This window comes from Rhizobium sp. USDA 3886, from assembly GCF_056279785.1.
In genome coordinates this window covers 2,560,898-2,575,173 of the sequence record NZ_JBWCDC010000003.1, presented here as the reverse complement: position 1 = coordinate 2,575,173, position 14,276 = coordinate 2,560,898, and the positions used below count along the sequence as shown (strand labels likewise).

The following is a 14,276-nucleotide window of genomic DNA, read 5'->3' as shown; positions in this document are numbered from 1 at the left end:
TATTTCACCTCGCTGGAAATGGTTGGCGCGACGCTGACCGTCATGGCGCTGGATGAAGAATTGAAGCGGCTGCTGGACGTCGACGTTCAGTGCCCGGCCATGCTTTGAAGGGAAAGGCAGACAAAATGCAGCAACTCCAGAACGCGAGATCCGGAGACATCGTCCTTTCCGTAGCTGACCGGATCATCGAGAACCGCGCCTATCTCAGCGAGATCGACGGCAAGATCGGCGATGGCGACCATGGCGTCAACATGGCCAAGGGTTTCAGCATGGCGGCCGAGAGGATCAAGGGCAACGGAATGTCATTGGCCGGCGCCCTCGATACGCTGGGCACGGTCCTCATGACCGAGATCGGCGGCTCGATGGGTCCGCTCTACGGCGTTATGTTTATTCAGTTCGCCGAAATTATCGAAAAAGCCTCAATGATCGACGCGGCAATGTTCAGCAAAATGCTGCACAGCGGGCTTGACGGCATACAGGCCATCGGTTCCGCGAAGGTCGGCGACAAGACGCTTCTCGATACGCTGGTGCCTGCGATCACGGCATTCGATACGGCAAACGGCGACGGCAAATCGTTTGCGGAATCGCTGAATGCCCTGGTTGCCGCCGCCGAGGCGGGCCGCGACAGCACCCGTGATCTGGTGGCAAAGGTCGGCCGCGCGAGCCGGCTCGGCGAGCGCTCGCTCGGTGTCCTTGATGCCGGTGCGACGTCCTGCGCGCTGATCCTCAAATCGCTGGCGCTCGGCATCGAGGACAGGCTGCAGCCATCCGCATGAAAATCTTGGGCTTTGGCGAGAGCCGGTCGCCGGCCCGCTCGACGATCGCACGATCGGCATGTCGCTCGACATCCTGAAGACGATCGGCACGCGCACAAGGTGCCGGCAATCCTTAATGTCCGGACCCGGCGCCACAGTCAGCATGGATTAACGGGCCTTGTACTTCGCGTCGAGATCATCCATGGCTTTGACATTGCCGGCAGAACGACCGTTGTCATCGAAGGTATGGGCAAGAAACGCATCAGCGATCGACTTTGCAAGCTCCGTTCCGATGACGCGGGCTCCCATCGTGATGATCTGCGCATTATTGGAGAGCGCGGCGCGCTCGGCAGAATAGGTGTCGTGCGTCAGGGCGGCGCGGATCCCCGGGACCTTGTTGGCCGAAATGCAGACGCCGATGCCGGTGCCGCAAACGAGGATCGCTTTGTGGTAGGTGCCGTCGATGACGCCCGAGGCGACGCGGTCCGAAAGGTTGGCGTAGAAAGGATCGGCACCGGCGCTCGTGCGCGAGACTTCGTGCACTTCAAAGCGGTCTTTTAGATGGTCGGCCAGAACTTTGGCGAGGCCTTCGCCGGCGCTGTCTCCTGCAATGGCAAGCTTCATTATTCTTTCTCCTCAGAGTTTGGCGGCGCATTTTGCCAGGATGTCGAGGTAGCCTTCGACATTCCAGGCCGAACGGCCAATGAAGAGCCCGTCGATATGCGGGCTCGTGATCAGTTCTTCGCAGTTCTGCGGGTTGACCGACCCGCCATAAAGGCAGGGGATCTTCCGGCCTAGAATAGCTTCGGCAACGGCGATGATTTCAGACTGGCGGGCATCCGCATAATCCGCAGTCGCCGGAATGCCCTTTTCGCCGATCGCCCAGACGGGTTCGTAGGCCAGCAGGATTTCGGCGCCCTTCTGGCCGCTCGAAAGCTTCGAAAAAGCGCCACGCACCTGGGCCGCCAGAATTTCGGCAGCCTTCCCGCTTTCACGGCCGGAGAGCGTCTCGCCAATGCAGATCAACGGAATGAGACCGTGGCGAATGGCCGCTTCGGTCTTCAGGCCAACTGTCTCGTCGGTCTCTCCAAAATGTTCGCGCCGCTCGGAATGGCCGAGCTCGACGAGATCGAGATTGCAGTCCTTCAGCATCACCGGCGAGACTTCGCCCGTCCAGGCACCCTGGTCGCCCCAATGCATGTTCTGCGCGCCGACCTTCACGGAGGTCTTGGCAAGCATCTCCTTGACCTCGCGTACCGCCGTGAAGGGCGGAATCACGAAGCGCTGGATGCGCGGGTCGCGCGTGGCATCGGCGACTTCGAGGCCGCGCGCGAAATGCTCGGCTTCCGCAAGCGTCTTATTCATCTTCCAGCTGGTGCCAATCCAGAAGCGCGGTTTTTCGGTCATGTCGGATCCTGCGTTGATGCGATGGTGAGCGTAATGCCCGCCTGCTCGAATTCCTCCAGGAAAGCAGCATCCGGTGCGGTGTCGGTGATAACGGCGTCGAAGTCGGCCAGATCCGACATGACATGCAGTGCGGTGTGGCCAATGCGCTGGTGGTTGACCAGAAGGCAGGTCCTGGCCGACGACGCGATCATTGCCCGCTTGGCGCGCACGACGTTGTCGTCCATGTGATAGGCGAGCCTGCCGCTGACTGCCGGCGTCGAAATGAAGGCGATGTCGGCCCTGAGCCGCGATAGTGCCTCTTCGGTGACGACGCCGAGATAGGCGTTAAACTTCGCCGAATAAATGCCCCCGAGCGCGATCAGCGTGACGCCGCTTTCGCCTTTCAGCCGCTCCATGATCGCCGCGTTGTTGGTGATCAACGTCAGCGGACGCTTCTGCAGCAGCATTTCCCCGAGCACGGCCGCCATCGAGCCATCGTTTACCATCACGGTCATTCCCGGCTCGACCAGTTCCAGCGCGGTCTGCGCCATTGCGAGCTTGGCTTCGGTACCCTGGCGCTCGCGAATGCGGAAGTCGCTTTCGAACTGCATTCCGGCATCAATGGTCGCGCCCCCGCGAACCTTGCGCAGGACGCCAGCCTGCTCGAGATCATCGAGATCGCGATGGATCGTCATCTTCGACACGGCGAAGCGATCGGCGAGGTCGTCGAGATCGACGGTCTTGTTTTCGATGAGCAGGTTAACAATCAACTGCCGCCGCTCTTCCCGCCTCATCGGTCCTCGCCCTGGTTTGATGTCAAAATAACGAGAAATTTCGTGATAATCAACATTATTTCTGTTATTTTGCGATCAAATTGTGTTGCCGCGACATGCTAACTCAGCAGTATCTGGGCGGTGCGCTCGTCCGTGATAAGCCCGAAAAGGCGGTGGCTGTTGAGAATTGCCCGGATGGCCGGCACTTTCGCCTGTCCACCTGCCAGCGCCACAAGCCGCTCGCTCTTGGTTTTAGGGAAAGACGCGGAGAGCGTGCGCGCTGTTAGCATCGTCTCTAGGATGTGGCCGTCGGCGTCGAAAAAGTGCCCGAGGATTTCGCCGACGCCGCCTGCGGCGGCAATTTCCTCCATTTCTCGGGGCTCAACTACGCCGGACAAAACAAGCTGCGCCTCTGCATCGACAGTTCCCAGGCCGACGAGCTTCAGATCGGAATTGTTGGCCAGATCGAAGACCTCCTTGACGGCACGCTGCGCCTTCAACACTTCGCGGTCCTCGCCGGTATTGGCGAAGAAGGGAACCGGCATGACATAGGCATGGGTACCGGTCTTTTCGGCGATGCGGTGCATCACGTCATACGGATTGGCGCCGTAGTTTCGTGTCAGGCCGCCAAGCAACGAGACGAAGCGCAGGCCCTTCGCGCTCACCCTCGGCATATATTGGACGGCGGCGGAAAGCGTGCGACCGTGACCAAGGCCGATGACCGTATTGTCGCCGCGCTCGATCTCGCGCTTGAGATAGCCAGCGCCCGCATGGCCGAGCGCGCGAAGCGGCAACCCTTCCTCGCCGAGATCGGGTGCGACTTCGCAATATTGAAGCCCAAACCGTTCGGAAAGCCGCATCTCCAGCTCAACGCATTCGACGATATCCCCGTCGATGGTGACTTTGACGACGCCATCAGCAACCGCTCGTGCGATCAGGCGATGCGCCTTTACCGATGGCACGCCAAGGCGCCGGGCGACCTCGGACTGCGTGAGGCCACCCGCATAGTGGAGCCAGGCAGCACGCACGGCTAGCGTATAATCGGCGTCCGTCATCACGGTTCCCTTTCGAATGTCACAGGCGGCGATTCCGCCGTATCGCAGTGCTGCCTTTTAAAGATCCGCGCCTCAGATGTTCAAGTCGGCGACGCCAGTGTCGATATGCGGTGCCCAGAAGGCGACGCTTTCGGCGATCTGCGGGATGACCTGGCGATCATTCGGCTCGCGTTCCTTGAAGGAGAGTTCCAGGCAGATTTCATTGTCCTTTGCCCCACCTTCGGCAAGCGCCTGGAGCAGAGCCGCGGGCTGAATGCGGCCCCTGACGTTGAATTCTGCAGTAAAGGGCCGGTGTCCGCCCTTGTCCATCAGGCTCTGCTTGATGTGGATGATCGGCGATACCGGCGGGACGGCGCGCGCCCAAGCATAGGGGTCGTAGTCGTCGGGGTTGGTGGAGGTGACGTCGCCATGATCGATATCCGCCATCATCCACATCGGGATGGCCAATCCGGCGGCTGCCAACCGCCCCTGCAGCGACAGGCAGGCGGCAATCGTCTCGCCGAACTCGCGGCCGATGCTCATCGGCTCCCAGAAGATGAAGGAAAGCCCTGCAGCGCGTGCGTGGTCGGCTATCTCGGCCCAGCAGTCGATCGCGATCTTGACCAGTTCCTCGCGTCTGGCCGGATCGTCGAAGTCCTTGTAGGTGAAGATTGCAAACTGCGTTCCGATGGAGTGACCGCCGAGATCGGCGGTGATGTCGGCAAAAGTCTTGAACCAGTCGATGTAATAGCGGCGCACATCGGCATCTGGATGTCCGAAGTGGTTGAGGCGGCCGTAAGGCCCCGTCATGCCTGATGTGATCCGCACACCCGTGCGCTTCAGCGCGGCGTTCATGGTGCGCGCCAGGCGGCGGATCACGGGCGCCTGCCAGCTAGGATTGATGAACTCGTGGGTCAGCTGGAGGTCGCGGATCCTAAAATCTCGCGCAACCGTGTCGATGAGGTCGTCGAGGTCGGCGAAGCGATTGACCAGTGGATTGGTATTGAGCGAAAGGGTCAGCGGCATGGGAGTATCCTTCAAGCTGCGGCAAGGCGGATTGAAGCAAACCACTCGCCAAAGGCTGCACGTTGCGCTTCGCTCAGATGCAGGTAATGCTTGGTGCGGCGGTAGAGGATGTCGTCGGCCGTCGCGGCCCACTCCGTCGCAACGAGATAGCGGGCCTCGGCCTCATAAAGCTGCCCGCCGAAATGCCGCCCAAGCCCTTGGATGCCAGTCGCACCTGCAACCACATTCTTCGTGCGGGCGCCATAGAGACGGCCGTAGTGATGCACGAGCTTGCGGGGCATCCATGGATAGGCATCGCGCAGGCTGTTGGCGAAGGTCTCGTAGTCGGCATTCGGAATTTCGCCGCCGGGCAGCGGCGCTTTCTCGGTCCAATCTCCGCCCATCGTCGGAAAAATATGCTTGAGACGTTGCATGCCCCGTTCGGCAAGCTCACGGAATGTGGTGATCTTACCACCGAAGACGTTGAGCAGGGGAGCGCCGTCCGTCTCGTCGAGATCGAAGACATAGTCGCGGGTAACCGCGGACGGATTGCCCTTGCCGTCGTCGAAAAGTGGACGAACGCCGGAGAAGCTATGCAGCACATCCTCCCGGCGTAGCTTCTCTTTGAAGTAGCGATTGACGGCCTTCAGCAGATAATCGATTTCCGCCTCGTCGGCGGACACGTCCTCGGCGCGGCCTTCATAGGCGATATCGGTCGTCCCGATCAGTGCCTTGTCGCCCTCATAGGGGTTGATGAAAATGACGCGCTTGTCGTGGTTCTGGACCAGATAGGCATTGGAGCCGACCCAGAACTTCGGCACGATGATATGGCTACCCTTCACGAGACGGACGTTGCGGCCGGAGTTCGAGCCGGTGACACGATTGATGATATCCATCACCCAGGGGCCGGCGCAGTTGACGAGACATTTTGCGCGGAAAGTTCGCGTCTCTCCCGTGAGGCTGTTTTTCGTCGTAACGATCCAGCTGCCACTCTCACGGCGCGCCGAGACTGCTGCCGACCGAGTGAGAACAGTGGCGCCTTTTTCCGCCGCGCTGACCGCATTCAGGATCACGAGGCGGGCGTCATCGACCCAGCAATCGGAATACTCGAAGCCGCGCGTGTATTGATCGAGGATCGGGGTACCTTCCGGATCGCGCAGCAGATTGAGCGTGCGTGTCCCCGGCAGCTTTTTGCGCCCGCCAAGGTGATCGTAAAGGAACAGGCCGAGCCGCACGAGCCACGCCGGACGATCCTGCGGGCTGTGCGGCAGGACGAAGCGCATCGGCCAGATGATATGCGGCGCGGCATTGAGCAGCACTTCACGCTCGATCAGCGCCTCGCGCACCAGGCGGAATTCGTAATATTCGAGATAACGCAGACCGCCATGCACCAGCTTGCCCGAGCGAGACGAGGTCCCCTGTGCCAAATCGTCCTTCTCGCACAGCGCGACTTTCAGGCCGCGGCCCGCAGCATCGCGTGCGATTCCCGCGCCGTTGATGCCACCGCCGATGACGAAGAGATCCAGGAGTTCGGGTTCAGTCATGCTATTCTTCCCCTTCGATGCCTGCTGCATCAGAACTTGATTTACTCGCCTGCCGGCGATGTCGTCGCGGCTCCGGCGAGCTTGTCCCAGGCAGGCGCCGTTGCCTGGCGCACATCGGTGTAGGCGGAAAATAGCCGGTCAAACCGGGCAGCCTCGTTCGCATCCGGAATCTCCGCCTCGCCGAGCAGCGGCGTCACCCAGTCGGCAATGCAATCATCCATGCTGGAATAGACGCCGACAGCCACCGCGGCCATCATCGCCACACCGGCGGCCCCCGTCTCATCGCGGCGCGACTGGCGGATCGGTGCGTTCACGGCGGCCGAGAGTGAACGGCGAAGGGCGACGGAGCGTGTTGCGCCGCCCGTGACCCGCAGCTCTTCGGGCATCGCGCCCATTGCCTCGTAGCAATCGCGGGTGGCAAGCCCCAACCCTTCGACCACACTGCGCAGTAGGTCGGGGAAGCCGTGGCGCGTCGAAAGTCCCGTGAAGCCCGCGCGTGCGTTGGCGTTGACGAAAGGCCCACGTTCCCCAGCTTCGGAGATGTAGGGATGGTAAAGCACAGAACCCGGCCGGCTTTTCGCAAACCAGCCGTCGATGCGCGCAATCAGGTCAGCATGCGAAGCAGGCTTGCCTCCCGCCTCGGCCATCAGATAGGCGGCGACGTTCAGGATCCAGTCGATGTTGATCGTAGCGCCCATGTTCGTCTGGACCTGGGTGACGATGTTGGGGATGGGCAGGGCGATTACATAGCCTGTTCCCTCATGATTGAGCTGAACGTCAGCAACAGACTTGGCACGCATGTGCACGCCCGTCGAACCGATCGTCGAGCAGGCGGCGTTGCGAGCGCCGCTGCGCACGCCTGCACCGAGCGCCGTCATCACCATGTCGACATAGCCAAGGCAGACCGGCGTACCCGTAAGAAGTCCGCAGGCCCTCGCCGCCTCGGGCGTTAGCGGGTGGCTGATCTCTGTGCCGTCGATGATTTCAGGTAGAAGCGTCCGTCTATGGCTCAGGCCGAGCGCATCGATCACCACCGCATCATATTGCCGCGTTCTGAAGTTGCCGAAAGTGAAGCTCGCTTCGGACGGATCGGTCGCCCGAACGGTTGTAAGGTTGAGGTAAAGCCAGTCCTTGCAGTGCAGCGCCGTCTCCGCCCGGTCGAGAAGGTCCGGCGTGAAGCGATCCATATGGGCGAGTTGCGCACCCTGCTGGCAAGTGTTGAGGCCGGTGCCCGTTGCCTCGAAGCGGGCACGGTTCTGCTTTCCGCCGGCGAGTGACGTGACTGTCGGTGCGGCGCGCGCATCAAGCCATAGCCAGGCATCGGCGACCGGTGCATTGCCGCGGCCGACGAGCCAGGTGCCGTCGCCCTGTCCCGTGACCGCGACGGCTGCGGTGCGTGATGCGAGATCGGGTACTTTTTCTCCGAGGCCGCGCAACGCGCTGGCGCAATCGAGCCAAGTCTGACTCAGCGACTGCGTTGCAGAGCCATCGTCACCGGTCGCGTATCTGTTGCGTACGGAGGCCGTGGCGATCTGGCGTCCGGACAGATCAAAGGCCACCGACTTGATGACGGAGGTACCGGCATCTATCCCGATGATGATCTTCTCAGTCGATGTCATCGCAGGACTATCTCGCCACTATTGCGAACGCTTCGGCGGGCGTTGCGCGTGTCCAATTCATCTGAAGTTCTCCCGATCGGCAAATTAGGTTGGGATGAGGCATCCGGCTGCCAACTTCGGTCTTTCTGCCGGATGCGGCAAGCGCGCAGCCGTTTGCAATACCCTGGATGCAATTATGCGAGCCGAACCTCCGACGGCCCTCGTAGCGGAATATAACATAATGATACCATAATGCTAGTAAGATTTTTCTGGAACTGAAATTTTTTTCAGATAAAATGAGTGGCATAGGAGTACAGCTTGCCGCTTGGAAATGATGGGCCGCCACGCCGTCATCGGCAATCGCTGCTGCCTCTTGTCTCAATAATATATAGTTATAACAGCTAGTTAGATGTCTCCGAAGGCTAGGGCACGCAGAGATAGATTGTGCATGTGCTTCCAACTATGCTGCCCTGCAGCGAGAGAAACTGAACGTGAAGTCTCGCATTTTTGCTCAAGTTCCCGTCAAGCGCCCGTTGACAGGTGCCGAAAATTATAACATTGTTTGCGGCGTAAATAACATATTTCTATCACGGAAGTGCGCTTCCGGATCGAGAGTAGCTGGCTCGGGTGGTTGGAGGAGACAATCGCCGGTCTTGCTGAGGAGGCTTCCAAATGAGGATTTTTGTCCAGGGTTGCGGCCCTGCCGGCGACCCGCCGATTCTTGCTCTGGTGCGGCTCAATAGGCCCGCCGGTCCGCGATTGTTGCCGCGCTCGTCCTTCTCCACTCGCCATTCAAGTCAAAGGCCGTCCGGACATGAGTACACAGCCTGATTATGCAGCATCAAAGCCGAGCAGCGGCAATTTCAAGCTCATTGCAAGCGCGGCGCTTGCCGTCGTCGTTGTCGGGGCGATTGCGCTCGACACCACGGTCGTCAAGATCGGGTCCGCCGATGATGTCCGGCAACAGGCATTTTCTCCGGAGACTTTCGGCGCAGAGCAGTTCCCGAAGATTAAGGCGAATGTCGGGGATCGTGCTGTTGCGGCCGCCGAGCTTGCTGCCGCAATCGCCGCCGACAAGAAGGCAGCCGCCGAAAAATACGGGACGGCGACGAGCACTGGACCGGTGATCCCTGTTACGCTGACAGGTGTCTTCGGCGCCCGCAAGGCGAACATGAGCGAAATGAAAGTCGATGGGTTGCCTCCCGAGACGGTGGTCCGTGTCCAGACCGGTCCTGCGGTCAACGGCACGGACCTCCGTGACGCGACCGGAACCATCGAGTTCGGGCAGTTTACCAACCAGATCCAGTATCAGGATGCCGGTTCTGCCATCAATAACGAGATGAAGAAGTCGGTCTTTGCTGGCCTCGATCCTGACACGCTGGGTGGAAAGACGGCGACCGTGGTGGGTGTCTTCAAACTCATCAACCCGAAGAACTGGCTCGTCACGCCGGTGAAGGTCGAGTTCAAATGAGCCAGCCGCTGTGCAACTCCGGAGGCCGGGGCGAGGTTGTTCTTGCCGCTCGCAACATCGCCAAGTCCTATGGCAATGTTCACGCCCTGAAAGGAGTGAACTTTGACATCCATCGCGGCCAGGTCACCACTCTGTTCGGTGAGAATGGCGCGGGCAAGTCGACTTTGATGAAAATCCTTTCGGGGGTCGTGAAGCCGAGTTCCGGTGAGATCATCCTCGACGGCTCGCCTATCAGCTTTACATCGTCGACCCATGCGCGCGAGTGCGGGATTTCTATCATTCACCAGGAGCTCAGCCTAGCGCCCAATCTCAGCGTCCGTGACAATATCTTCATGGGTCGAGAGATCATCAAGGGTGGTGTTGTCGACTTCGCCGAGGAAGAGCGCCAGACACGTGCGCTCATGGAGGAGCTCGAGGAAGACATTGATCCGCTCACGCGCGTCGAGGATCTCCGCCTCGGCCAGCAGCAGATCGTCGAGATCGCGCGCGCGCTTTCGGTCAACTCGCGTATCCTCATCATGGACGAACCGACTTCGGCGCTGAGCGCCACCGAAGTGGAAGTGCTCTTCAAGGTCATCCACGACCTAACCAGCCGCGACGTCTCAATCGTCTACATCTCGCATCATCTGGAAGAGGCTCTGCAGATCACCCACCACGCCGTTGTCCTCCGCGACGGAAACATGACGGCCTATGCGGAGCGCAAGGATATCGACCTCGAATGGATCGTCCGCAACATGGTCGGCGATAACTTTGACCTCGGCAATCCACCGCAAGGCCATCAGTTAGGCGCAGTGGCGCTTTCCATCGAAAACCTCAGTGTTCCCGGTCCTTTCGGCGCTGCCTATAACGCGGTCGACCGCCTATCGCTGCAGGTGCGCACCGGCGAGGTCGTCTGTATATACGGCTTGATGGGGGCCGGGCGGACGGAACTCCTTGAATGCATCGCCGGTCGCCTGCGTTCGAATGGCGGCAAGGTTCTGCTCGAAGGACAGGATGTCGGCGGGCTCAGCATCGCCGGGCGCATCGCCAGCGGTCTCGTCCTTGTACCCGAAGATCGCCAGCGCGATGGCCTGGTGCAGACGATGACGGTTGGATCCAATCTGTCGCTTGCGAGCATCAGCGCCTTTACGAGGGGGCTGTTCACCTCCAGCCATCGGGAGCGCGATCTCGTCAACGATGCGATCCGCCGGGTGCATGTGAAGACCGATGGCGGCGCGGCGGCTATCGGCTCGCTGTCCGGCGGCAACCAGCAGAAGGTCGTCATCGGCAAGATGCTGGTAACCCAACCGAAGGTGATCCTGCTCGACGAACCGAGCCGCGGGATCGATATCGGCGCCAAGGCCGAAGTGTTCAAGCTGCTCGCGGAGCGCGCCAAGCAGGGACTGGCGGTCATCTATTCGTCGTCCGAGGTCAATGAATGCCTAAGCATCGCGCACCGCATCATCGTTATGCGCCGCGGCAGGATATCGGCCGAGTTTGGCTCGGACGTTACGAAGGAAAAGATCATGGCCGCCTCCGGCGAAGCCGTGGTCGCGCACGAGCCTGGAACTATGGAGCGCTGAGCATGTCAGTCACTAACATCGCCGAGAAGAAGTCAGTTTCCACCGCGGCAGAAGCGCAATACGAACGTCGTGCGCCTCATCCTGGAAGGCCGGGCTTTCTTTGCACTGATCGTCATCATCGCAGTCTTCTCGTTCCTGTCGCCTTATTATTTCACGATGAACAACTTCCTGATCATGGCGTCGCACGTCGCGATCTTTGGCATTTTGGCGATCGGCATGCTGCTGGTGATCCTGAACGGCGGCATCGACCTGTCGGTCGGCTCGACGCTGGGGCTCGCAGGCTGCATCGCCGGCTTCCTGATGCAAGGCATCACGCTCAACTATTTCGGCGTCATCCTCTATCCGCCGGTCTGGGCGGTCGTCGTCATCACATGTGCGCTTGGTGCTTTGGTGGGCGCGGTCAACGGCGTGCTAATCGCTTATCTCAAGGTGCCGGCCTTCGTCGCTTCGCTGGGTGTGCTTTATGTAGCCCGCGGTATTGCGCTTCTGATGACCAATGGCCTCACCTACAACAATCTCGGCGGCCGCCCGGAACTCGGTAATACCGGGTTCGACTGGCTCGGCTTTAACCGGCTTGGAGGCATTCCGATCGGCGTGATTGTGCTTGCGGCTCTGGCAATCGTCTGCGGCATCGTGCTGAGCCGCACAGCCTTCGGCCGCTGGCTCTATGCCTCGGGTGGTAACGAACGTGCGGCCGACCTTTCGGGCGTTCCGGTCAAGCGCGTCAAGATCGTCGTCTATGTGCTGTCGGGCGTCTGTGCCGCGATCGCCGGCCTGGTGCTCTCGTCGCAGCTGACCTCCGCCGGTCCGACTGCCGGTACCACGTACGAACTGACGGCGATCGCAGCCGTCGTCATTGGTGGTGCAGCGCTGACCGGCGGCCGCGGTACGGTACGCGGCACGATGCTCGGGGCCTTCGTCATCGGCTTCCTCTCGGACGGCCTCGTTATCATCGGCGTCTCAGCCTACTGGCAGACCGTCTTCACCGGGGCGGTGATCGTTCTCGCCGTCCTCATGAATAGCATCCAATACGGCCGCCGGGTCAAATCGTCCTGAGGGCTGCGACTGAACTTATCCGCGACGGCAGGCTGGTCCACGAAGGCCGATTGGGGAAAGCACCGCCGGGTCTCCGGCAATAACTGAGCAAATGAATGGGAGAGAGACTATGTTTAAAAAAGGTATGCGCATTCTTCTTGCCGCCGCGACTGTGGCACCGCTTCTTGCAGGCTCCGCTTGGGCGGCCGGGATGATGACGATCATCGTCAACGATCCGTCGAACCCGTACTGGCTGACGGAAGGCAACGTTGCAAAAGCTGCCGCCGAAAAGCTCGGCTACACGGCCTCGGTCAGCGCGCACAAGGGTGACACCAACACCGAAAGCAACCTGATCGATACGGCAATCACCAACAAGTCGGTTGCGATTATCCTCGACCCCGCGAATGCTGACGGTTCCGTCGGTGCGGTGAAGAAGGCCGTTGCAGCAGGCATTCCGGTCATCCTCGTCAACGCGGAAATCAACCAGGAAGGCCTGGCGAAGGCGCAGCTGGTTTCCAACAACGCCCAGGGTGCAGCACTCGGTGCCCAGCAGTGGGTCGAAGCTATCGGCGACAAGGGCAACTATGCCGAACTCTTCGGCGCACCGTCGGACAACAATGCGGCGACGCGCTCCAACGGTTATGAGACCGTGCTTTCGCAGTATCCGGACCTGAAGAAGGCCGCCAAGGAAGTCGCCAACTGGGACCGTACTCAGGGCCATAACAAGATGCAGTCCATGCTGCAGGCAAACCCGGACATCGTCGGCGTCATCTCTGGCAACGACGAAATGGCGCTGGGCGCCATCGCCGCTCTCAAGGAAGCCGGCAAGCTCGCCAACATCAAGGTCGGCGGTTTTGACGGTTCTCCGGATGCTGTTGCGGCCATCAAGGCAGGTGAACTCCAGTACACCGTCCTGCAGCCGGTTGCCGTATTCTCCGCAGAAGCGGTGAAGCAGGCCGACAGCGTCATCAAGACCGGCAACACCGGTGCCAAGAGCGAGAAACAGCTCTTCGATTGCCTGCTGATCACCAAGGACAACGTGGATGAGTACACGGGTCCTTTCGTCTTGTCGCAGTAATCGCCGAAGGGGCGCTCGAAAGGCGCCCCTTTCCGCGCCGGCGGCACCGGCCGCTAGGCTCTTCGCATGCCGGTAACGCCAATTTGCGGCCGCAACCGCCCGTTCCATGTCGTCTTTTTGCCTTGGGGCGGCAATCACTGTACGAAGCTGGCATCCAGAGTTCAGCGACAAGGGTGACCCGTGACACAGAAGACGAGCCAGGGCGAGGATCTGTTGGACCAGCTTACGAGCGACAGCCGCCAGACGCGGCAGATCGCGCGCCGGCGCATGATTGCCGAGGCCGTCATGAATGAAGGCTCGATGCGGATAGAAGACCTCACCGACCGTTTCGGGATCAGCCTGATGACCGCTCATCGTGACGTGGACGAACTCGTCAGCCGCGGTCTCTTCAGGAAGACGCGCGGCATCGTCACTGCGGCTGCCACCAACCTCATAGAATCCAGCGAGGTCTATCGCTCGAACCGCCAGTCGACGGAGAAGAAGCTGATCGCCGAAGCGGCGATGCAGTTCGTTGAGCCGGGGCAGGCAATCTTTTTCGATGATTCGACCACGGTCCTACAGATGGCAGCGCATCTGCCGTCGAAAGTGCCGGTCACGGCCATCACCAATTCGCTGACGCTAATGAACGCGCTGAAGGGCATGCACGACGTGACGCTGCTTGCACTCGGCGGGCAGTATTACAACTGGTGTAACGCCTTCATGGGTCGCATGACCATCAACGAGATCAGGGGTCTGAGGGCCGATGTCGCGTTCATCTCCATGTCGGCGATCAGCGACGGCACGGTGCTGCACCAATCCCCGGAGACGGTCGATACGAAGCGTGCCATGTTCGACTGTTCCATCAAGCGCATCCTGCTTGCCGATCACACGAAGTTCGAGCGGCGGGCGCTTCACAGTTTCGCGGCGCTGGATGAGTTTGACGTCGTCATCGTCGACGACAAGACGCAGCCGGCGCACATCGACCGCATGCGGTCCAGAGATATCAACGTTGTCATCGCCAGGGGCGCCGGAGGGCGCTCGTGACTGGGCAAGCCT

13 protein-coding genes and 1 pseudogene are annotated in these 14,276 nt (G+C 60.5%); 7 read left to right on the top strand and 7 right to left on the bottom strand.

The window, feature by feature from the left end:
* Positions 1-108: pseudogene (locus tag ACZ9BX_RS35435) on the top strand (dihydroxyacetone kinase); the annotation flags it as partial.
* Between the two features lie 17 nt (positions 109-125).
* Positions 126-776, top strand: coding sequence for a dihydroxyacetone kinase subunit DhaL (dhaL, locus tag ACZ9BX_RS35430; protein WP_132566821.1), 651 nt, complete (start codon positions 126-128; stop codon positions 774-776).
* A 147-nt stretch (positions 777-923) separates the two neighbouring features.
* On the opposite strand, the gene derI is transcribed toward dhaL, so the two are convergent.
* The 7 genes from derI to ACZ9BX_RS35395 form a co-directional block, all read right to left on the bottom strand.
* Positions 924-1,379 carry a D-erythrulose-4-phosphate isomerase gene (derI, locus tag ACZ9BX_RS35425; protein ID WP_476223007.1) on the bottom strand — a complete coding sequence of 152 codons (456 nt, stop codon included), beginning with the start codon at positions 1,377-1,379 and terminating at the stop codon, positions 924-926.
* A 12-nt stretch (positions 1,380-1,391) separates the two neighbouring features.
* A complete protein-coding gene (locus ACZ9BX_RS35420; protein WP_476223006.1) occupies positions 1,392-2,162 on the bottom strand; it encodes a triose-phosphate isomerase in 771 nt (256 codons plus the stop codon).
* Positions 2,159-2,935, bottom strand: a complete 777-nt coding sequence (locus tag ACZ9BX_RS35415; protein WP_476223005.1) for a DeoR/GlpR family DNA-binding transcription regulator — start codon at positions 2,933-2,935, stop codon at positions 2,159-2,161. The genes ACZ9BX_RS35420 and ACZ9BX_RS35415 overlap by 4 nt, the downstream gene beginning before the upstream one ends.
* Before the next feature lie 98 nt (positions 2,936-3,033).
* Positions 3,034-3,969 (bottom strand): sugar-binding transcriptional regulator, encoded by a 936-nt coding sequence (locus ACZ9BX_RS35410; protein ID WP_476223004.1) that lies wholly within the window; start codon positions 3,967-3,969, stop codon positions 3,034-3,036.
* Positions 3,970-4,041: 72 nt separating this feature from the next.
* Positions 4,042-4,974, bottom strand: coding sequence for a sugar phosphate isomerase/epimerase family protein (locus ACZ9BX_RS35405; protein WP_476223003.1), 933 nt, complete (start codon positions 4,972-4,974; stop codon positions 4,042-4,044).
* An 11-nt stretch (positions 4,975-4,985) separates the two neighbouring features.
* The gene (locus ACZ9BX_RS35400) at positions 4,986-6,497 is read right to left on the bottom strand and encodes a glycerol-3-phosphate dehydrogenase (RefSeq protein ID WP_476223002.1); all 1,512 of its coding nucleotides are present in this window, start codon (positions 6,495-6,497) and stop codon (positions 4,986-4,988) included.
* A gap of 41 nt (positions 6,498-6,538) precedes the next feature.
* Positions 6,539-8,116, bottom strand: a complete 1,578-nt coding sequence (locus tag ACZ9BX_RS35395) for an FGGY family carbohydrate kinase (RefSeq protein ID WP_476223001.1) — start codon at positions 8,114-8,116, stop codon at positions 6,539-6,541.
* A gap of 793 nt (positions 8,117-8,909) precedes the next feature.
* Between ACZ9BX_RS35395 and ACZ9BX_RS35390 the strand changes: the two genes are divergently transcribed.
* The 5 genes from ACZ9BX_RS35390 to ACZ9BX_RS35370 all read left to right on the top strand — a co-directional run bounded on the left by ACZ9BX_RS35390 (position 8,910) and on the right by ACZ9BX_RS35370 (position 14,264).
* Positions 8,910-9,566: a DUF2291 family protein gene (locus tag ACZ9BX_RS35390; protein ID WP_476223000.1), complete on the top strand. Its 657-nt coding sequence runs from the start codon at positions 8,910-8,912 to the stop codon at positions 9,564-9,566.
* Positions 9,563-11,128 carry a sugar ABC transporter ATP-binding protein gene (locus ACZ9BX_RS35385; RefSeq protein WP_476222999.1) on the top strand — a complete coding sequence of 522 codons (1,566 nt, stop codon included), beginning with the start codon at positions 9,563-9,565 and terminating at the stop codon, positions 11,126-11,128. The genes ACZ9BX_RS35390 and ACZ9BX_RS35385 overlap by 4 nt, the downstream gene beginning before the upstream one ends.
* A 69-nt stretch (positions 11,129-11,197) precedes the next feature.
* Positions 11,198-12,184 carry an ABC transporter permease gene (locus ACZ9BX_RS35380; protein ID WP_476222998.1) on the top strand — a complete coding sequence of 329 codons (987 nt, stop codon included), beginning with the start codon at positions 11,198-11,200 and terminating at the stop codon, positions 12,182-12,184.
* A gap of 109 nt (positions 12,185-12,293) precedes the next feature.
* Complete coding sequence (locus ACZ9BX_RS35375) at positions 12,294-13,241, top strand: substrate-binding domain-containing protein (RefSeq protein WP_476222997.1); 948 nt, start codon at positions 12,294-12,296, stop codon at positions 13,239-13,241.
* Positions 13,242-13,421: 180 nt separating this feature from the next.
* Complete coding sequence (locus ACZ9BX_RS35370; protein ID WP_476222996.1) at positions 13,422-14,264, top strand: DeoR/GlpR family DNA-binding transcription regulator; 843 nt, start codon at positions 13,422-13,424, stop codon at positions 14,262-14,264.
* The last annotated feature ends 12 nt before the right edge of the window (positions 14,265-14,276 follow it).